The sequence below is a fragment of the Treponema denticola genome (assembly GCF_024181645.1).
Classification (GTDB): domain Bacteria; phylum Spirochaetota; class Spirochaetia; order Treponematales; family Treponemataceae; genus Treponema_B; species Treponema_B denticola_A.
On record NZ_CP058624.1, the window covers coordinates 1291578 to 1312090 of the forward strand.

At 38.6% G+C, this 20513-nt stretch carries 16 protein-coding genes; 6 read left to right on the forward strand and 10 right to left on the reverse strand.

The genetic code is table 11. The annotated features are described in order from the left end of the window. Nucleotides 1-20 precede the first annotated feature (20 nt). Both HO345_RS06165 and HO345_RS06170 read right to left on the reverse strand, forming a co-directional pair. Nucleotides 21-1385 (reverse strand): glycoside-pentoside-hexuronide (GPH):cation symporter, encoded by a 1365-nt coding sequence (locus HO345_RS06165; RefSeq protein ID WP_253684508.1) that lies wholly within the window; start codon nucleotides 1383-1385, stop codon nucleotides 21-23. Nucleotide 1386: 1 nt separating this feature from the next. Next, the gene (locus tag HO345_RS06170) at nucleotides 1387-3711 is read right to left on the reverse strand and encodes an alpha-galactosidase (RefSeq protein ID WP_253684509.1); all 2325 of its coding nucleotides are present in this window, start codon (nucleotides 3709-3711) and stop codon (nucleotides 1387-1389) included. Nucleotides 3712-3823: 112 nt separating this feature from the next. Between HO345_RS06170 and HO345_RS06175 the strand changes: the two genes are divergently transcribed. After that, nucleotides 3824-5023 (forward strand): transglutaminase-like domain-containing protein, encoded by a 1200-nt coding sequence (locus HO345_RS06175; protein WP_253684510.1) that lies wholly within the window; start codon nucleotides 3824-3826, stop codon nucleotides 5021-5023. Between the two features lie 33 nt (nucleotides 5024-5056). Here HO345_RS06175 and HO345_RS06180 read toward each other — a convergent pair whose 3' ends face one another. The 5 genes from HO345_RS06180 to HO345_RS06200 form a co-directional block, all read right to left on the reverse strand. Then, nucleotides 5057-7513, reverse strand: coding sequence for an endonuclease MutS2 (locus HO345_RS06180; protein ID WP_253684511.1), 2457 nt, complete (start codon nucleotides 7511-7513; stop codon nucleotides 5057-5059). Nucleotides 7514-7531: 18 nt separating this feature from the next. Beyond that, a complete protein-coding gene (gene rsgA / locus HO345_RS06185; RefSeq protein ID WP_253684512.1) occupies nucleotides 7532-8479 on the reverse strand; it encodes a ribosome small subunit-dependent GTPase A in 948 nt (315 codons plus the stop codon). 142 nt (nucleotides 8480-8621) lie between these two features. Then, on the reverse strand, nucleotides 8622-9437 hold the full coding sequence (murI, locus tag HO345_RS06190) for a glutamate racemase (RefSeq protein ID WP_253684513.1): 816 nt from the start codon (nucleotides 9435-9437) through the stop codon (nucleotides 8622-8624). A 26-nt stretch (nucleotides 9438-9463) separates the two neighbouring features. Then, nucleotides 9464-10360 (reverse strand): tRNA (adenosine(37)-N6)-dimethylallyltransferase MiaA, encoded by an 897-nt coding sequence (miaA, locus tag HO345_RS06195; protein WP_253684514.1) that lies wholly within the window; start codon nucleotides 10358-10360, stop codon nucleotides 9464-9466. 12 nt (nucleotides 10361-10372) lie between these two features. Continuing rightward, a complete protein-coding gene (locus HO345_RS06200) occupies nucleotides 10373-11002 on the reverse strand; it encodes a hypothetical protein (protein ID WP_253684515.1) in 630 nt (209 codons plus the stop codon). Nucleotides 11003-11094: 92 nt separating this feature from the next. Between HO345_RS06200 and HO345_RS06205 the strand changes: the two genes are divergently transcribed. The 3 genes from HO345_RS06205 to rlmB all read left to right on the forward strand — a co-directional run bounded on the left by HO345_RS06205 (nucleotide 11095) and on the right by rlmB (nucleotide 14212). Further along, a complete protein-coding gene (locus HO345_RS06205; protein ID WP_253684516.1) occupies nucleotides 11095-11943 on the forward strand; it encodes a hypothetical protein in 849 nt (282 codons plus the stop codon). 74 nt (nucleotides 11944-12017) lie between these two features. Next, nucleotides 12018-13430: an MBL fold metallo-hydrolase RNA specificity domain-containing protein gene (locus HO345_RS06210; protein ID WP_147624281.1), complete on the forward strand. Its 1413-nt coding sequence runs from the start codon at nucleotides 12018-12020 to the stop codon at nucleotides 13428-13430. A gap of 5 nt (nucleotides 13431-13435) precedes the next feature. Then, complete coding sequence (rlmB, locus tag HO345_RS06215; RefSeq protein ID WP_253684517.1) at nucleotides 13436-14212, forward strand: 23S rRNA (guanosine(2251)-2'-O)-methyltransferase RlmB; 777 nt, start codon at nucleotides 13436-13438, stop codon at nucleotides 14210-14212. Here rlmB and hisS read toward each other — a convergent pair. The 3 genes from hisS to rfbA form a co-directional block, all read right to left on the reverse strand. Then, the gene (hisS, locus tag HO345_RS06220; RefSeq protein ID WP_253684518.1) at nucleotides 14209-15555 is read right to left on the reverse strand and encodes a histidine--tRNA ligase; all 1347 of its coding nucleotides are present in this window, start codon (nucleotides 15553-15555) and stop codon (nucleotides 14209-14211) included. The two genes, rlmB and hisS, sit on opposite strands and share 4 nt — an antisense overlap. A 74-nt stretch (nucleotides 15556-15629) precedes the next feature. After that, nucleotides 15630-16718, reverse strand: coding sequence for a dTDP-glucose 4,6-dehydratase (gene rfbB, locus HO345_RS06225; protein WP_253684519.1), 1089 nt, complete (start codon nucleotides 16716-16718; stop codon nucleotides 15630-15632). A gap of 18 nt (nucleotides 16719-16736) precedes the next feature. Further along, nucleotides 16737-17612 carry a glucose-1-phosphate thymidylyltransferase RfbA gene (gene rfbA / locus HO345_RS06230; protein WP_253684520.1) on the reverse strand — a complete coding sequence of 292 codons (876 nt, stop codon included), beginning with the start codon at nucleotides 17610-17612 and terminating at the stop codon, nucleotides 16737-16739. 259 nt (nucleotides 17613-17871) lie between these two features. Here rfbA and HO345_RS06235 point away from each other — a divergent pair, with 259 nt between their 5' ends. Beyond that, on the forward strand, nucleotides 17872-19029 hold the full coding sequence (locus tag HO345_RS06235) for a glycosyltransferase family 1 protein (protein ID WP_253684521.1): 1158 nt from the start codon (nucleotides 17872-17874) through the stop codon (nucleotides 19027-19029). A 21-nt stretch (nucleotides 19030-19050) separates the two neighbouring features. Next, a complete protein-coding gene (gene wbaP, locus HO345_RS06240) occupies nucleotides 19051-20490 on the forward strand; it encodes an undecaprenyl-phosphate galactose phosphotransferase WbaP (protein WP_253684522.1) in 1440 nt (479 codons plus the stop codon). The last annotated feature ends 23 nt before the right edge of the window (nucleotides 20491-20513 follow it).

A 20513-nucleotide genomic window follows, 5' to 3' on the forward strand; every position in this document is an offset into this window, starting at 1 on the left:
AACAATAACTGCGTCTTTCCTTACTCCTTTTTAACCAGCTCGCTCCTCTCTTCAAGTTCCGTTAAAATGTTAGCATAGGTTTTTTCGTCGATTTTATAGCGGAGGCGGTAGAGGATGTAGCTGCCGACTATACAAAAAAGAGGGAAGACGAGCATTGCTGTCTTCATCATCAAAAGGCCTTCCTTTGTAACCTCGGCAGCGGATGAAGCTTCTTTGATTCCTGAAATGATGACGACTGCGCTTACGATGCCGTTTCCGATAGCTCCTGAAAGTTTATTGATAAAGGGCTGAATCGAAAACGAAATGCTGTCATTCCGTTTGCCCAATTTCCAATGGCCGTAGTCAACACAGTCGGCAAGGAACATGAGCATCATAAGCTGAATAAAGGCCTGTCCCACAAAGATAAGAACTCCCGAAATACCGATAAAAAGCATGGTATTTGTAGGAGCAAAAAAGAAGATGGTGTAGCCGGCTAAAACCATTATTATCGAAGCCGTATAAATTTTTTGTCTTACAAAAAATTTACTTAAAACCGGAAAAATAATCAGGGCCGAAATTTGGGAAAGACCTAGGATAATTGCAAAGACGGAATACATGCCTTCATCGCCGTAGGCATACTTAAAAAAGTAAAGGCCAAAGCTCGTCGTAGTCATATAGCCTATCATAAAAAGAGTCATGGCTATAGCAGTTAAAAGGAGTTGGTCATTTTTTACTATAACGCTCAAAAGCTCTTTAAGGGATGTATGTTTTTGTGGCTTTGTTATTTTAGGTTCTTTTACGCCGATTAAGGTTATAATTTGACCGAGCCACATAATTAGGGTAACCATAATTGCAAAGAAAAAATATCCCTTTGCAAGGCTTCCCGTCTTATTACCCCATGCGGTTGTAATGGGAACTATGCCGGCAACAACGAAGAAAAGCCCCACATTTGCGCAAATACGGGCAATAGATCCTATTTTTTCTCTTTCTTTTTGATCCACACTTAAAGAAGGAAGCATTGACCAATAGCTTATATCGTTTGTGGTAAAAGCGACACCCCATAAAAGATAGATAATGCCGAAGAAGGCTGCATAGGCACCTCCCTTAATCCCGAAATCCGTAAAAAGAAGGATTGTAAAAATTCCTGAGGTCAAGGCTCCAAAGGCTATCCAAGGCTTAAATTTTCCGTATTTGGTTTTGGTATTATCGACTATCAGACCCATAATCGGATCGTTACAGGCATCAAAGATGCGGGCTGCAAGAACAATAACCGTAATACTCCACAATACATTTGTAGGAACATAAATTACATCGGTCATGTAAAAAATAAGGTACATGCTTATCAATGAGTACACCATATCCCGGCCTATAGTTCCAAGGCCGAAAGTCCATCTGTTTTGTTTCATTTTAAATGACCTCCTTTGTTACAAATAAACAGGAACCGAAATCTCCCCAAAGATGAGTCTTATCATTATAATAAGTACCCATAAACTGATTATTTAAAAGAATACCGTAGTCCAATAGCTTTCCTGAGGCTCGATATTTTTCTAAACAATCTAAAAGAGCATAATACTTGTTTACCGTTCTTAAAACAAGCCCCTCAGGGTTTAAAGAAATAGGCAGCACATGCTTAATCAAGCCTCCGAAACGCTTTATATAGAGGTTTTGAGGTTTTGTTTCAACCTCATATAAGGCTTTTTCCTTCATTCCCTTAACTTTTAAAATACTGTGCCCGTCGGCAGTCCGTGCCTTCATCTGAAAAAGGCCTGATACGGCAGTCCTGCCGTCAGAACATTGCCAATGCCTCTGATTATCTTTATGAGTACCTATAACCGAAAAAGAACCGAACTGAAAAATTTTTCTGTATTTTTTATAAAAAGAAATTTGTTCTTTTATTTCTTTTTTTTCGGCATGGGTTAAAAATTTTAAATCCAATTCATAACCTAATACCCCGAAACAGGCGGTATTAAAGCGGGTGCTTAAAGGAGTTTGCCTTAGGGTCTGCTGATGAGGCGAGGCCGAAACATGGGCTCCCATTGCAGAAAGCGGATATAGGAGACTTAAAGCGCTTTGTATTTCCTGCCTTTCCACAGGGTCTGTATTGTCCGAAGTCCATATCTGGGGAGAAAAGCAAAGCATTCCAAGATCAAAGCGGTTTCCCCCTGAGGAACAGCTTTCAAGCAGGATATGAGGACGGGGAGAAAAAATCCTCGTTAGGACTTCATAAAGGCCTAAAATATAACGGTGATAAAACTCTCCTTGATTGTTTAAAGAAGGAGAAAAAGCTGCCGATATGTGGCGGTTCATATCCCATTTTACATAAGAGACATCCGCCTCATCCAAAATCCGTGAAACATTTTCAACTATATAATCTCTAACTTCTTTAAGACACAGGTCAAGGACGAGCTGGTGCCTTCCTCTAACCGGCTCCCTGAAAGGCTCTTTTAAGGCCCATTCGGGATGTGAACGGAATAGATCGCTGTCCTCGTTTACCATTTCAGGCTCAAACCAAAGCCCGAAGTCAAGCCCGATTTTACGCACCTTATCGGCAAGTTTTTTAATTCCTCCGGGAAGTTTTTTTGTATTTACCCGATAGTCGCCGAGACCTGCACTATCGTTATTCCGGTCTCCGAACCAGCCGTCATCAAGCACAAAAAGCTCAAGCCCCAGCTTTTTTGCCTGACGGGCAGAGCGTAAAAGGCTTCGGCGGTTAAACTTAAAAAAATCGGCTTCCCAATTGTTTATTAAAACAGGCCTTTCTTTTTCTTTCCATTCACCCCTTACAATGCACTTATTTATAAAGCCGTGCATATTTGAACGAAGCCCGTTAAATCCCATATCGGAAAAAGAAAGAAGAGCCTCGGGAGTTTCAAAGCTTTCACCTTTTTTTAAATCCCAAGAAAAACAATGAGGACTTATCCCGATACCGATGCGGATTAAGTCCAAATGACTTTTTTGAACAAAGCCGAAATGATTGCCGCTGTAGATAATGTTGAACCCGTAGACCTCTCCCCTATCCTCCTCTGCTCCGTGAGCTGCAACAAGAAAGCCCGGATTGTGACGGTTAGAGCTTGCTCCGGTTGTAGACTCGTTTACCCACATCCCATAGGAAATTTCTTTTTTGTGGAGATGAGCTTCTTTAATCCAGCTCCCGTCAAGGGTGAACATATCGAAGCCCCTGTCCGGAAGATCGATCATCATACTCATAAGGCGGCGTATTTCCAAGGCTTTTTCATTATTATTTGTCAAGACGGCACGCCTTGTTATAATATTAAAGGACGGAAACACCGTATAGTAGAGTGCAAGATTAACATCGTTTATATCTTTTAAATTTATGATAAGGGTTTCGGCGTCTTCATTTCCGTCAATGGCAGAAGGAAGAGACTGCATAGGTTTTAAGCCCTTTTCTATCTTATGGGATTGATAAACAAAGTCGTGAGTAAAAGAAGAATCGGGCATCCTTATTTCGCAAGGAGAATAACGGTAGTCCCCCCTGCCGTTCCCCGACCATTGCAAGGGGATATTATCAAGCACATAGAGGGGGTCTTTTTCGTCATAGCAAACGGAAGAACCTGTTTGTGCCGTTCTTTTTACAATGAGCCCCTGTATATCGCCTCTTTCCATCTTTTTACCGTAATGCACGGTTTCCAAGTGTCCGTAAGGACTTATACGGAACCAATAACTTGAGTTCTCGGCTTCCAGATAGAAAACATCATCTTCAAATTGAATCATATCTTAAACAGTATAGCATAATTTTTAAGGATATGCAAAGTAAATTTAATATTAAAACTATAGTATTATTATTAAAAATAAGTTATAATTATAAGGTAAGATGAGGGAAAAAATGAAGAAGAAAAACGTTTTATTATTTTTTTTGTTTCTAAGCTGTTTCATTTTTTTAAGTGTTTCTCTTTCGGCGGAACAAATGTATTCCCCTTCATGGGGCTATGCACTTGACCTGCCTGAGGATTTTGTTTTAGCCAATAGAGAAGGAAATGAAAGGTACCTTTTTCAGCATGCTATTTTGCCGGTTGATTTGCAAATTGCCTTGTATGAAGAGCCCCAATTTAAGACTGCAAAAGAAGCAGCCGAACATGTTTTTAAACAGCTAAAAATAACTCATAAGGATGTTCCTTTTATATGGAGAAATAAGGAAGCTCTTTTATCGTCGGTATCGTTTTTATATTCGCCTTCCGAAAAATATAAACCTAAGGAGCTTTCAGGCTGGGTTTTAAGCCTTGAGCTGCCAAATAAAACAGGCTGGCTGGTTCTTCTTACCTATACCGACAAGGATAAGGCAAAGGAATGCGAAAACCTCATGATTTCTTCCCTTGACACGGTTTATACGGATACAATGTCTTATTTTGAGCCCGGGCCGGTTACAACAGCCCTATATCCTAAAACAAAAGAAAAAACTATCGAGTATACTTTTAACAATAAAAACATATCCTTTACGATAGATGAATCCGATGCGGAAGCAAACAAGTCGGTAATTGACAGGGAATTTTCTGTTTTGACTATGTATTTAAATCATGATAATTTAATTGCAGCTTGGCAGCGTTTTTATAAGGTAATTTTTAGGGACGCATGGAACCGCATAGCTCCAGCTTCCTTTGCCGTATATACTTCGCTCTTTGATGAAAACAATCAAAACGGATTTGCCGAAAAAGCGGCAAAAGAACTGCTTTTTTTAGTTCAAAATTTTAACTATGAAAGAGACAGAAAAGGAAGCGATTTTATAAACTTGCCTCAAGCTCTTACAGAAAAAAGAGGGGACTGCGACAGCAGGGCTCTTCTTATGGTACTAATGCTAAAACAGATGAACATAGATGCAGTCCTTTTGGTTTCTCCGAATAAGTCCCATGCCATAGCCGCAGTAGACTGTCCGGGAAGCGGAACCTGTTTTACTCACAACGGCAGAGATTACCTTGGCTGTGAAACTACGGCCCATGTACCTATAGGAGAAATAGCCGATGAAATAGCGGCTCCAGAAAATTGGTTCCCCGTAGATTTTTACGTAATAGAAAATTTTGAATCAAATTAGCTTACGTTAGACTTCTCTAGCCCCAGCATGGACTTAACCGAGGCTTACTATCGTCTTTCCCGAACCGCCTTCTTCCGGCTTTGCAAAACGGAAAGCCTTTACATAGGGACTTCTCTTTAAAAAATCGTGAGACAATTCTTGAAGAATTCCATGCCCCTTTCCGTGAATGATAGCGAATTCGGTAATACCGTGTACCAAGGCAAGATCCATCTGATCCTGCAAGGCCTTTTGAGCTTCCTCAGCCCTCATTCCTAAGAGGCGGAGCTCAAAAGAAGGACGGGAAGAAGGAGCACTTGTATCGCTTATAATGCTGACAAGGGGTTTGGAAAGTTTAAGCTTTTCCTGATTTTCGCAAGCCTCCATGTCATCCTCTGCAATAGTAAGTTTTAAGTTATCGACGGCAACAAGCCACTTTCCTTTTTTTTCTTCACGGATAAGCTCTCCATTACGGTTGAGGCTTTTTATTATAACCCTTGTGCCTTCGCGGAGCTCAGGATTTTGAGGGGCCTTGTTTTTTTCTTTTGAAGAATGAAGTCTTTCGTCTATTTTTGTTTGTTCAAGTTTTAGGGCCTCATGTTCTTTGCCCAAGTCTTTTTCAAAATCGTCAATCCATTTTTTGACGCTTAAAGTTTTTTCTCGGCTCAGCTCTCCCTCTCTCAGTTCCCGCACAAGATTTTCAAGAAATTTTCTTTTTTCTTCAAAAAAGAGATCGAGCCTTTTTATTCCGTCTTTCTTCAGCTCCAATTCTTTTTGTTTTAATTGAAGTTCTTTTAAATCGGAACGCCGCCTATCTTCTTTAAGTTTTAATTCTTCTTCTTTTTTTTGAAGTTCAAATTCGTTTAGGTCTTCATGCTTTTGAATAAGTCCCTTGATAAGATCGGAAACATCGGCCCTGTTATTTCCCAAATAGGTGTGAGCCTTTTCGATTATATGTTCAGGAAGACCGTTCCGCTTGGCTATGTCAACGGCATGACTTTCTCCGGGAACACCCATCAGTATCCGATAGGTAGGGCTCAATGTGTTTTGATTAAATTCGACCGAGGCATTTACACAGGAGTCCTTACTATAGCCGTAATTTTTTAAGGCACCATGATGGGTTGTAACAAAGACAAAGGCTTTTTTTTCTAAAAGATCATCGAGAACGGCCATCGCTATTGCACAGCCTTCTTGAGGATCCGTACCGCTTCCAAGCTCATCAAGAATTATAAGACTTTTATCCCCTGCCCTCCTTATAATTTCGGAAACATTTTTCATGTGAGCCGAGAAAGTAGAAAGGGATTGATCCATAGACTGTTCATCGCCTATGTCGCAGGCTATAAAATCAAAGTAAGGAAGACGGGTCAAGTGGCCTGCAGGAACGGGCCAGCCTGTTTGGTTTATCAAAGCAAAGAGAGCTGCCGTTTTTAAGCTTACGGTTTTTCCTCCGGTATTCGGGCCCGTTATGATAAGTACCCTATCATCTTTAGATAATTTTAGGTCTATAGGAACTGCCGATTTTCCAAGCAGAGGATGGCGGGCTTGATGAAGATAAAAAGCAAGAGGGGTTCCTTTTGAATCATGGCTGCCGTCCTTGCCTATTGAATGGCTTAAGCCTAAATCTATACTGCCTGCAAAGACACAGTTATTGGAATGAGCCCATCGGGAAGCGGCTGCAACACAATCCAATTTTGTGATTGCCTCACATGCCTCTTTTATGTTTTCGGTATGCTCTGCAATTTGGGAAGTCAAGTCCTGCAATAGCCTTAAGAGCTCACGCTCATATTCGGCATGAGCGGCGATAAGATCATTATTCTTTAAAACTATTTCTTCCGGTTCAAGATAAAATGTTTGTCCCGATTGAGAATACTCATGAATGATACCCGGAATCCTTCCTTTAAAATTTGATCTTACGGCTATAACCTGTCTTCCGTCTTTGACCGTAGGAAGATTGGATTGAAGCATTTGACGGGTTGCATCGTTTGTAAAATAATTCCGCATAGTTTTATCTATGTCGTCCTCGATAGAGCGTATCTTATTTTTTATTGCCCTCAAAGAAGGAAGGTCTTGCAATTCTCCGTTTTCATCTATAAAAGAAAATACAAGTTTTTTTAGATGGAGCATATCGGGTATTTTTTTTACAAAGGAAACAATCGAGTTTTCATTTAGGTCTTCATTTTCTAAAAAGGAACTTAACCATTCGTGTAAAGAAAAAACGGACAAGGCTAAAAGCCCGACCGAATAAACGCCTTCAATATCAAGGGCAGCACCTTCAACTTCTATTCCTTCAAGAAAGGGAAGAACAGGAGGTCTGTACTTTATTGGAGGAGCCTTATATGCTCTTAAAAGACTTAAAAAATCAATCCCCAATTTTTTTTCTTCTTCTATTTTTTTTATATCCGTATCGGGATTCTTTTTTAAGCAAAATTCTTTTCCTTCATCAGTTACACAATAGGAGGCAATAATTTCTCTTATCCTCGAAAACTGTAAAACTTCCAGCGTATGTTCAGTCATATCTTACTCCTATGTAGATTAATACTTCTTTACCGTTTCTTGTAATTCTTTATGTATAAGTTCAAAACTCGTATACCTGTCCTTATAAATATCCCCTTTTTTAAGGGCTTCCAAAAGGGCACAGCCGGGTTCATGGGTATGGGTGCAGGAAAGGCCGAATTTACATGAGCCTATGAGCTTTTCCATTTCCGGAAAATATAGGGCAGTATCCTCAGGCTCGATGCCGTAAATGGCAAAATGCCTCACACCCGGCGTATCAATTATGTTTATCGAATGTTCTTTACCCTCTGAAGTAAGAGCCTTTATTTTAAAATACTCCCCTTGCGTTGTCGTGTGGGTACCTCGGTCATACTTATCCGAAATTGCAGAAGTTTTCAAATTTAAATCGGGGGCGATAAAATTTAAGAGAGTGCTTTTACCAACTCCTGACTGTCCTACGAGGGCAGACGTTTTAGCTGAGAGGCTTTCAATCAAGTTATCCATTCCCCTGCCCTCCTTTGCCGACACTTCAAGGTTTTTATAGCCCAATCTTTTCCAGTCCTCTATTCTCTCTTTTACATCAGCCGAGATTTTTAAATCACACTTATTTATAACAATTAAAACCGGAATCTTTTGAATCTCGGCTTGCACTAAAACCCTGTCCACAAATCGAGGGCGGAAGGGAGGATTAGCAGCAGAAACAACACAAACAAGCAGATCGATATTTGCAGCTAAAAGCTGGGGCATATTCAGTTTTTGATTTAAGCGTAAAAAAGAATTTTTTCTTTCTATTAAACCCGTTATTAAGCCTTCATCATCAGAGTGAGTATCGGGCTCAAGATTTACAAAATCTCCGGCAGCAAGAGGATTATAGTAAAGAGCAGAATCTTTTAGAACCTTCCCCTTAATGGAGCAGCTTCTGAATTTTCCGTCTTCACATTCTACATAAAAAATATTATTAGATCCTTTTAAAACCAATCCTTTCATTTTAGAAGTACCTTAAAACGAACATCGAAAAACTTCAGCTTTTCGATGTTTTCCTTAGATTTATTTGCGATGTTTTTCATAAGTCATTGATATATAAAAACTTATGAAAAACTCGTCGTTTACTTCTAAAAACAACAAGTTTTTAGAAGTAAACTAAAGTCATATTAAAGAGTTCCGCATAGGCGGAATATTTTTTTGTACTCTCTTCAGTTTTTTCCGAGGTGATATAAAAAATATCTTTTTGAATATTTTTTAATTTCTCATCCGTCTTTGATTTTTTAGGAGGAGATATTTTTAAGGCCTGATTTACAACCCCATCCAAAGAGTCCACAATCTTTATATCCGGCTCACATTCGGATTTAAACTCATCTCTTAGGTGGAGAAAATGAGTACAGCCTAGGACAGCAGTATCAGTTCCTGCCGACTTAAAAAACTCAACCGCAGGACGGATTCCGGCCTTTTTATCCTCCTCAGAGCCGGACAATAATGTGTTCTCTATTTTAGAAACCAAAACGGAATCTGCACGCATAAAAAATTTACAATCGGCTCCGAATTCCTCAATGAGATTTTGCACATAGATATCGTTTACCGTTCTTTCGGTTGCAAGGACGGCAATTTTTTTATTTTTACTTGTTAAGGCCGCAGGTTTTATAGCAGGAACAGTGCCCACAAAGGGTATCTCGAATTTTTTACGCAAATGTGAAAGAGCCGAAACCGTCATCGTATTACAGGCTATTATTATAACGGAGGGTTTAAGTTTTTCGATTATTTTTTTTACAAGGTCTTCGGTATATTCTATTACCTCTTCGAGTGTTTTTTCTCCATAGGGAAAATGTTTTGTGTCTGCAACATAGGCACAGGAACTTTGAGGCTCCAATTCTTTTAAATGCCTTAAATAAGGCAGTCCTCCTATGCCTGAGTCTATAAAAACATATTGAACGTTTTGTTTTAAAGTCAATTTTCCCTCCAACACTAATTAAAAACTCACTTCAATATCCAGTTTATTTTTACCCCGTTTTTTTCCATACGGCGAAACCAAGTTTCCTGCCTTTTTGCAAACTGACAAATAGCACGGTAAAGAGAATCAATGTACTCTTCCCTAGATTTTATTTTGCCTTGAAGATATTGGGCCGTAAATTTATATTCAAGTCCCAAACTTTCAAGCCTTTCCCAAGAAAAGCCCTCCTTGTGAAGGCTCTCGGTTTCTTCTATCATTCCGTCTTTTATGCGCTCTAAGAGTCTAAGCCTTATTCTTTCCCTTAAAATTTCCCGCGGGTATTTAAGGCCTATTATAAGAGGGCGGATATCGGGACGGTTGGCGTTTAAGATTTTGGCTGCATCAGGATGGGTCTTTTTATATTCCGCAATTTCAATAGCCCTCATAAGCCTATCCATATTTTCAAGGTCGGTCTTATTATGCATCGGAACTTTATACTCAAAAAAAACTTTTTGCAAGTCAGCCAAATTCTTACCGGCCAAGGAAGCCCTCAGTTCTTCATTTTTTGGAACAGGAATAAGCTCGTATTCCCTTATAAGAGCATCAAGATAAAGCCCCGTTCCTCCTGCAAAAATGGGCAGCTTTTTTCTTCTCTTTATATCTTCAAAAGCCTTGTAAGCATCATTTTGAAAATCAAAGACATTGTACTCCCTTTCCAAGGTACAAATATCGATTAGGTGATGGAGCACATCGCCGTACTCGTCTAAGTCTTTTCCGGTACCTAGGTCAAGGCCCTTATAAACCTGCCTTGAATCCGCAGAAATGATTTCTCCTCCAAGCTCTTTTGCAAGGCCTACGGCATAGGAGGTTTTTCCCGTAGCCGTAGCGCCCAGCACAACAACCGAATTATGTTTATCCGATAAAGACAAATACCCGAGATTCATAAAATCAAAAACTTACAGTCTATTCCGGACAATATTTAAAATAACTCCCAGCAAAAACATACCGCAAGAAACAAAAATATGCATATTTGAAGACTCGGATAAATACCAATTTGCAAGAGCATATGAGCCTAAAAGACTGAAGCCGACAAAAGAAATAAAGGCTATCGCATAAACCATAAAATCCATGGAAATAGTTAAATTCGCCGACAAAATATAGTAAACAAAATCAAAAATAAGGATTGCTCCTGCTATTATAAGAAGAAATAAAATAAGCTCGGTTGAGTCGGGCGTATTGATATTCCTGTAAAATAGATAGGCAAAGACGGCACTAAAAATACCGAAAAGAGCCGACAAACTATTGCTTAAGGTTTCTTCAGAAAGAGAAAATGAAATCAAAAAGAAAAAAGCCAATCCGAAAAAAGCGTTTAAGAAAAAATACTGAAAGAAAAAGCGCCATAAATGAGCGGCAAGTGAAGATGAAATTTGCAAACCCGAAAACGGGAAAAAAGAAACAACTATCAATGACACTATTCCGCCCAAAATACCGAATAAAAAGGCTGCAAACTTACCGCTTTGTTCCTTTGAAAATGAAGCGTAGAGTAAAAAAACTAAGGGCAAAACTAAAATAAAAACAAAATTCATAGGGCTCATTCTACCATAAAAATACCAATATATCAAGTATTTTTGAATAATTGCCTTTACAAATATTTTTTTTATTGGTATACTGCTTTAATATGACAATTGCAGGAAGAAACAGAGCGCGCCTAACCGCCATATGTATTGCAGCTTTAATTCTTATATTATCCTTAATATCCTTTGTAGGTATTGTACTTAACGGAAACCTTGATAATTCCTTGGTAACGGGCACAAAATCTGCAGAAAGCTCGGGAATTACTGAATTTATACTCAGCCTTTTAAGAAATAATTATAACGGCTATGCGGTATTAATAAGTATCTTGGCCTTTCCGTTTTTATCGCTTGGCTTTTTAATCTTCGTCTATTTTACATTTAAAAAGACTCATGCAATCGAAATATCCTTTTTTGCTATGTTTACCTTATGCATCAGCTTTGAAAGTATAAGGCTTGTTTTTCCTCTATATAACTTTTCCAATATAGTGCTGGATAGTATAGCAAATCTATCCCGATTGGTATATTTTTTCAGATTAGCCGGAATTATGTCCATCTTTATGGCAGGCATCTTTGCCAACAAAATAATAACTAGAAAGATATCGTCAGTCTTCTTTTTTCTTTTTTTTATATCTTTTTTAATATGCCTATCAATGCCTATAAATAATTTTTATATAAGCAGATACTTTCTTTCGGATATTAAGGCAGGCCATTCATATATATACCTGTTTTTAATAGCTGCACTTCTAGCCTGTGTAAATTACTTTTTTGTCTATATCACAAAAAACATAAAAGAGTATTTATTTGCAGCCATTTCGCTGACAGGGGCCTTAATAGGTTATGCGATTCTCTTATATACATCATCTTATACCCTCCTGGGTATAGGCCTTGCCTTGTTTATTTTAGGAAATCTCAGTTTTATAAAGTACATACACAGCTACCACATATGGCAATAAACCTCTAGACCATCTATAACAATAGCTAAAAAATAGGACTTGATTTTTCGCCGATTATGATGTATGCTTAAGCTATGGCAATTAAATTTTACTCGCTAGGTGCTGCAGAAGAAGTTACCGGATCTAAACACATTCTTGAAGTTGACGGACATAAATATTTGATAGACTGCGGAGCTTTTCAAGGAAAAAGAGCAGAAGCGGACAAGAAAAACAGGGATTTTAATGTTCCGGCTCCTGAGCTGGAAGCCGTCATTTTAACCCATGGTCATTATGATCATTGCGGCTTATTACCCTTGCTGGGAAAGCATGGATTTACAGGCAACATATATGCAACCCCTGCCACCAGAGATATAGCAAACCTTGTTATGATGGATTCTGCACGAATTCAAGCCAGAGATAGGGAGTATCTATCCAAACAAGCTGCAAAAAAAGGAGAAACCTTTAAATGGGTGCCTCTTTTTGATGAAGCCGATGTAATTCAAACAGTCAATCAGTTTGTAACAATTTCATATCATAGGCCTGCATGGATAGGCCCCAATGTTCAACTGGAATTCTATGATGCAGGGCATATTTTAGGTTCAGCGATGGCTGTAATTACCGCCAAAGACTCGGATGGGAAAGAGGTAAAAATAGCCTTTACAGGAGACCTAGGCCGAAAAAATAAGGCTATTATCCGCGATCCTGACATTATTCCGCCTGTAGATTATATAGTTATTGAAAGCACATACGGAAACCGGCGCCATGAGGAAACCGACAATGCTTTAAAACTTCTTGCCGAAAAAACACAGGAAATTGTACAAAATAAGGGAAAGATGATTATTCCCGCCTTTGCCGTTGAAAGGACTCAGGAAATTGTCTATTATTTTCACCTCTTAGTCGATAAAAAAATAATTCCCGATATTCCGATTTATGTAGATTCTCCCATGGCCGTAAACGCAACGAGTATATTTCAGGTACATCCCGAATGCTATGATGCACAAACACATGAGGCCTTTTTAATTCATCATAAAAATCCTTTCGGTTTTAACTCGCTCAAATTTATAACCAGCGTAGCCGAGTCCAAGGAATTGAACAATATTGACGGTCCCATGGTTATAATAAGTGCGGACGGAATGTGCGAATTCGGACGAATTACCCACCATCTTGCAAACAATATCGAAAAGCCATCGACAAAGGTACTGCTGGTAGGTTTTATGGCAGAAGATACTCTCGGCCGTAGACTCCAAAACAAAGAACAAGAAGTAAAAATTTTCGGTGAATGGCATCAGGTACGGGCTGAAATTTTGCAGATAAACGCCTTCAGTGCTCATGCCGACTATTTTGAGTCCAGAGAATGGCTGGACTCCTTGAAGAATCCTAAACTTAAAACTATATTCTTGGTTCACGGAGAACCTAAGGCTCAAACTTATTTTACCCAATACTTAAACGAAAACGGTTATAATGATGTAAAAACGGTAAAATATGGAAAAAAATACAATTTGGACTAAAATTTATGAAAAAAATAATTACGGGTTTTCATGCTATAGACGAGATTTTAAGAGCGGAAAAACTTAAAATAGAAAAAGAAAAGAACCGGAAGCCGAGCCTTGAAATTTTTTACTCTAAAGAAGGCCCAAGGGTAAAAAAAATTTTGGAAGCGGCTCGTAAATTGAACCTAAAAATTGAAAAAAAAGAGAATCAATTTCTTGATTCCCTTACCAAAACCTTGCCGGAACAGTTAAGGGATCACAGGGGTATTGTTCTTGTAACGGAGGCTGAAAATCAAAAAAAAGGAATGAGTATCGATGAGTTTTTTGCAAAACTTGCAGAAAAAGGATCGGCCTTTGTGGTAATCCTTGATTCCGTTACAGATCCTCACAATACAGGTTCCATTATACGAAGTGCAGATCAGTTTGGAATAGACGGAATAATAGTCCCGGAAAACAAAAGTGCCGGAGGCTTTGAGATTATAAGCAAGGTAAGTGCAGGAGCTTTAGCATGGGTTCCATTCGTGGAAGTAACCAATTTGGTAAGAACCGTAGAAAGGCTAAAAAAGGAAGGTTTTTGGATTTACGGTGCGGATGCAGGAGGCAAGGCTCTTCCCGACCTCAAGTTCCCAAAAAAGACAGCCCTTATTATGGGAAGCGAAGGCAGGGGAATGAGCCGCCTTGTAGAAGAAACCTGCGACGAAATAGTGTCAATCCCAACCAAGGGAAAACTTGACAGCCTAAACGTTTCCGTCGCAGCAGGTATTTTATTATATGAGATAAGCCGGAAAAAAAAGGTCTAATTTTTTGAGGCCATAATCTTTTTTACGGCTTCGCTAAGAGGCATTTCATCTTCAGTTCTATTAGTCATATCCTTTAATTTTATCTTAAACCCTTGAGGGTTCTTGTCAAATTCTTCTACACAAGAATCTTTACCTAAGAAAAGCCCCCACCTTATGTCTTTTTTTTCGGCATAGGTATACTGATGATTCATCTTTTTAGGTTCAGGATATACTTCAGCATTTATTTTTTCGGCTTCAAAAAAGTTTACTATTTTATATGAAAGAACTTGATCATCTTCAGGTAAAGAAAAAATAAGGAGGTCGGTAAAGCTTGATTTTGTTTTTTGATGACCTAACTGTTCAAGAGCAGCTAAAAGCCTATCAAGCCCTATGGAAGCGCCTACTCCGGTAATAGATTCCTTCATATAAAGAGCTGTAAGGTTATCGTACCTTCCGCCTGAACAAACAGAGCCTATCGATGGTAAATCGGTTAAGAAGGTCTCAAATACAACACCGGTATAATAATCCAAGCCTCGCGTAATTGAAGGATCAAAGACGACTGAATCTTCAATACCTACAGCCTTTACCAAGGCATAGATATCCCTCATGCGTTTTGTATCCTCGCCGGAGCCGCCTGCGAGGTTTTCCAAGTGAGAAAGAGTTTTTTCAAAGTCTTCACTCTTTAAATCCTTACTCACACCGGAAATATAAGCCAATATTTTTTTTGCACTTTCTTCGGAGCTTATTTCGGTAAGGAGCTTTAAAACCTCGGCCTCCCCTATCTTAGCAAGTTTATCTACAATACGCAAAACCTCTTCGCTGTCTTCGGATAGGTTTAAAGACTTTAAAAAACGGTTAAATATACCTCTATGGGAAACGTGTATTTTAAAGTTAAAAACACCTAACTCGTTTAAAGCTTTTTTAATAAGACGCAAAATTTCAAAATCGACAGCAGCCGAATCGGAACCCAATGTATCAAAATCGCATTGTAAAAATTCCCGATAACGGCCTGCCTGAGGCTTTTCACCGCGCCAAACTTTTCCCAGATGATAGCGTTTAAACGGAAAATATATTTCGCTTTTATGTTCTGCGACAAATCGGGCTAAGGGAACGGTTAAGTCAAAGCGCATCGCAACATCCCGTCCGCCGTTGTCATTAAATCGGAAAACCTGTTTTTCGGTCTCCCCTCCGCTTTTTCTCAATAGAATTTCGGAATATTCCAAGGCAGGGGTGTCGATAGGCACAAAGCCGTAATCCCTAAAAACATTTACCAGTCTTTCCATAAGAAGAGCTCTTTCAATCTCATCTGCCGGAAGGAAATCTCTAAATCCTTTTAAAACTTTCGGTTGTATTAAATCACTCATAGTTTTTATTTTACAATATTTTTTTAGATTGGGCAAGGGTCAAATTGACGAAGTCATGTTGACTACGTCAATACCTATCTCTCTTTATAATTTTTTTCTATCCAATTTCGGTACTCACCGGAGCGGACATTTTCTATCCATTTCTTATTATTTAAATACCAGTCAACAGTATTTTCAAGTCCGGTTTCAAAATCAAAGTTACGCTTCCAATTAAGTTCATTTTTTATCTTGGTACAGTCAATAGCATAGCGGCGGTCATGTCCAAGCCTATCGGTTACATGTGTAATAGTTTTTCTTACATTTTCTTCGTTAAGACCTGTCTTTTTACAAACAATTTGAATGAGCTTATTTAAAAGTTTTATATTTTCCCATTCATTTTCACCGCCGATATTATAGGTCTCCCCTGCTCTCCCATTTTTTAGTATAAGCCTTACAGCTTCATTATGGTCTTCAACATGTATCCAGTCTCTAATTTGCTTACCGTCACCGTAAACGGGAAGATTTTTACCTTCAAGCATATTTAAAATCATAAGGGGAATCAATTTTTCAGGGAATTGAAACGGTCCGTAATTATTGGAACAGTTTGAAATAGTAACAGGCAGCCCATAGGTATGAAAGTAAGCTTTTACCAAGTGATCGCTTGAGGCCTTACTCGCAGAATAAGGGGAACGAGGGTCATAGGCTGTAGTTTCTTCAAAATAGCCTTCAGTGCCCAAAGAACCGTAAACCTCATCCGTACTGATATGGTGAAAAAGAACATCATCACGCATTGTTCCGTCAGGTTTTTTCCAAAATTGCTTTGCAGTTTCCAAAAGGTTAAAGGAGCCCAAAACATTTGTCTGCAAAAAAACCTCAGGTCCCAAAATAGAGCGGTCAACATGACTTTCAGCTGCAAAATGAACAACCGTGTCAATATTATATTCCGTAAAAATGGTATTTATAATTTCTTTATCGCAGATATTTCCATGAATAAAAAAGTATCGGCTTCCACCGAATTCGGATTCCATATCGGCAAGGCTTGCGGCATTGCCTGCATAGGTAAGAGCATCAAGGTTTATAATACGTCCCGTAAATGCGTCTTCTTTTTTTAATAAGGTTCTAATAAAATTGGAACCGATAAAACCTGCACCGCCGGTTACAAGTATATTTTGTAAACTTCGCATTTAGATTAACTCCTTAACTTAACAATTTTCCGCAATATATTTTAGATAATCGCCATATTCATTATTATATGAAGAAGATAAATTTAAAAGCTGAGTCTTTGAAATCCATTTTTGTAAATAAGCTATTTCTTCTATACAGGAAACATACATTCCCTGTCTTTTTTGAATCGTTGCTATAAAATTTGAGGCTTCCAAAAGGCCGTCATAAGTTCCCGTATCAAGCCATGCCATGCCGCGGCCCAGCTTTTCAACTTTTAATTTTCCCATAGTCAGGTAAGCATTATTTACGGATGTAATTTCAATCTCGCCTCTGGCCGAAGGTTTAACAGATTTTGCAATTTGGATTACTTCATTATCATAAAAATACAAACCTGGGATTGCATAATTTGACTTTGGATTTTGAGGTTTTTCCTCAATATTCAAAACATTTCCTTCATCATCAAAATCAACTACTCCGTAAGCTCTTGGGTCCTTAACATAATAACCGAAAATTAAAGCTCCTCCATTATTTTTTATGAAGGAAACCGCATCTGTCAAAGTGCTGCTGAAACCTCTTCCATAAAAGATATTATCACCCAATACCAAAGCACAAGAATCAACACCGATGAAGTTTTCACCCACTATGAAGGCATCAGCAAGACCCCGAGGTTTATCTTGAACGGCATACTCAAACTTCATCCCCAGCCAATTTCCATCACCGAAGAGCTCTTTAAAAAGGCCTATATCCCGCGGTGTAGATATAATTAAAACTTCACGTATACCGGCAAGCATCATAACCGACAAGGGATAATAAATCATGGGTTTATCATACATTGGTAAAATTTGTTTTGAAACAGCCTTTGTAAGCGGATATAAACGGGTTCCCGCCCCTCCTGCTAAAATTATTGCCTTCATAAAAACCTCTATCAAAAATTGATCTTGAATCTTATTATAGCCGAAAGATATTTACATCATCAAAAAACACTCAAGTCTAAGCATAATATCAAAAAAAATAAAAACAATCAATAAAAATAAGCCTCTGAATTTATAGATTGCAATAATAAAACTACTTATATCCATACAAGAAGCAATCTCGTTATTTTTAAAGTCTTTGCCGATTATCTCCGATAACCGATATAGATATTATCAATCTTTATAAAACGGGAATATTTTTATGGAACCATTAAATAAGAAAACAATTCAACAAAACATTCACCATAAAGCCCCTATTAGAGTTGCGCAAGTTATAGGAAAAGCCGTTATCAGCGGTGTAGATTCAGTGGTAATGAACTATTACCGTAACATAGACAGAAACCGCGTACAATTCGATTTTTTTATGGACGGTTATAATAAAACTCTCATCGATGAAGAAATCCTTGATTTGGGCGGCCGTATCATCAAACTTGAACCTTATGAAAACTCTATGCTAGCCAATATGCGGCAATGCCGTGCAGCTTTTGCAGAAGGCGGATATACAATTGTCCATTCACACTTAAACACACTCAGTTGTTTTCCCCTCTATGCAGCATTCCGTGCAAAAGTTCCGATACGAATTGCACACAGTCATAGTACAATGAGCCGCGGAGAATGGAAGCGCAACCTTATGAAGCAGGTATTACGGCCGTTTTCAAAAACTTTTGCAACTCACTATGCGGCATGTGCCGATTACACTGCCCGCTGGCTTTTCGGTTCGCAAACGGTACAAAAGGGAAAAGTACGCCTCATAAAAAATGCAATCGATACCGCATGCTTTTCACCCAATGAAGAGGCTCGGAACCGAATACGTAAAGAATTTAATTTGGAGAATCGTTTTATTGTCGGTCATATCGGCCGTTTTGCATTCCAAAAGAATCATGAATTACTTGTACGGATATTTGCCGAAGCTTACCGGCAAAACCAGAATGCAGCTCTGATATTAATCGGAACGGGAGAATTGGAAGCTGAGATTCGTACTCTCGTTAAAGAGCTTGATATAGAAAAAGCGGTTTTTTTTACCGGCATCCGGCGGGACATTCCCAATTTTTTGAATGCCTTTGATGTTTTTCTTTTACCGAGCCGCTATGAAGGTTTGCCGGTAGTGGGTATAGAAGCTCAATCGGTAGGTTTGCCATGCCTAATGAGCGATACTGTTACTAAGGACACTGCTATTACGCCCTTAGTGGAGTTTTTTCCGTTACACGCCGACATAAAAGAATGGGCAAAAAAGCTTCTCAGCTACGAACATGTACAAAAAAAGCCTTACCCGGATTTATTGCGGAATTCCGGTTTCGAAATACACCTCGCAGCGGAAGATTTATGCCTTTGGTACGAAAACCTCCTTGATTCTTTTTAAAAAATATGATAGGGTAATGCTATGCAGCCATCGGAATTTACTAGTTGGTTTAAAACCCATTTTAATCATACAAGTTCTTTTGCGACCGGTCTAACATTTATGATCTTCGACTGTATCGGGATAATGCTATGCTTTGGAGGAAGTTTTTTTGCTATTAATGCAGTAGATCGTTCATTGATTGTATTCCGTGATTTTATAAACTACTGGATATACCTTCCGGCCTTTGCTGCAGCATTTTTTGCAGCTCGTCTTTATCCCGGTATCATGCTTCAGCCGGCTGACGAAGTACGTAAATTCTCTCTTACTTCTTTTTTTTGTTTTACGGGAATTGCTCTTTCCATAGCAGTTGAAACGGATGATAGAGAGATGTTAAGTGTTGCCCTCCTTTTAGCAACTCCTTTTGCAACTCTGTTTCTACCCTTATTAAGGGAAGGAATACGGACTGCATTTAGTTCCTTTAGCTGGTGGGGCGTTCCGGTAGTTATATACGTAAGCAATGAAAATAAGTACACAATAGCAGACAGGCTATTAAATAAACCTTCATTAAGTTACCGCCCGGCAGCAATCATCAATATCGATGCAACAGACTACGAGGAATACAAAGGAATCCCTGTATTCCCTTATTCACAAGAAATTGAAGATTGTGTTCACGCCTGTAATATTACAACAGCAATCGTTATGGAATTGCCGGAAGGTAATACGGCAAATACCCCATTGGACTCAATTCTTTCCGATTACCGCTACATCATTGCAATACCGTACTATCAAAATATAAAATTCGTATCGCTTTCAGTGAGAAACTTCGGCGATATTTTAGGTTTTTCCGCATCGAATCGTTTGACTCGTCCCATCAATTTATTTATCAAACGATGTATCGATTTAGGCATATTACTTTTGTTTTCGCCGTTAATACTCCCGATTATAGTCATCATAGCGATTCTTGTAAAATGTACTTCAAAAGGAAAGATATTCTATGGACATAAGCGTATCGGCAAAAACGGTAAGCAAATTAAGGTGTGGAAATTTCGATCAATGGTAACTGATGCGGATAAACGTTTAAAAGAATTACTGGAGAATAACCCGGAAATGAAACGTGAATGGGAGGAACATCAAAAGCTTGAGCATGATCCGCGTATTACCTCCATTGGAAAATTTTTACGCAAAACAAGCCTTGATGAATTGCCTCAGCTTTTTAATATTCTACTTGGTCAAATGAGTTTTGTCGGTCCACGCCCTGTTACCGAACCTGAAAAAGAAAAATACGGTGATACATTTAAATATATATTTTCCGTCACCCCCGGATTATCAGGCATGTGGCAAATATCCGGCCGATCATCAACAGGATATGATGAGAGAATTTTTCTGGATACTTTTTATATTCAAAATTGGTCAATCTGGCTGGATATTTGGATTATTTTACAAACCTTCATCGTTGTTGTTACTAGAAAAGGTGCGTATTAATACTTAATATTCAATTATTTTAA